At 44.4% G+C, this 248-nt stretch carries 1 protein-coding gene; it reads left to right on the forward strand.

All coding sequences use genetic code 11. The features are described from left to right. The coding region (locus L9G74_RS21565; protein ID WP_238898888.1) for a S4 domain-containing protein at nt 1-248 on the forward strand (248 nt) is incomplete at both ends.

Raw genomic sequence — 248 nt, forward strand, 5'->3', positions numbered from 1 at the left:
GTAACTATGGCTCGTGGCCCTAAAAAGCATCTGAAGCGTTTAAATGCTCCAAAGTCATGGATGTTGGACAAGCTTGGTGGTGTTTTCGCCCCAAGACCCAGCTCTGGCCCACACAAACTGAGGGAATCCTTGCCCTTAGTTATTTTCCTTCGTAACAGACTTAAGTATGCCCTTACCAATACTGAAGTCACAAAAATTGTAATGCAAAGGTTGATTAAAATCGATGGTAAAGTAAGGACAGACCCCGC

This window comes from Shewanella electrica, assembly GCF_022321485.1.
GTDB classification, from domain to species: Bacteria; Pseudomonadota; Gammaproteobacteria; order Enterobacterales; family Shewanellaceae; genus Shewanella; species Shewanella electrica.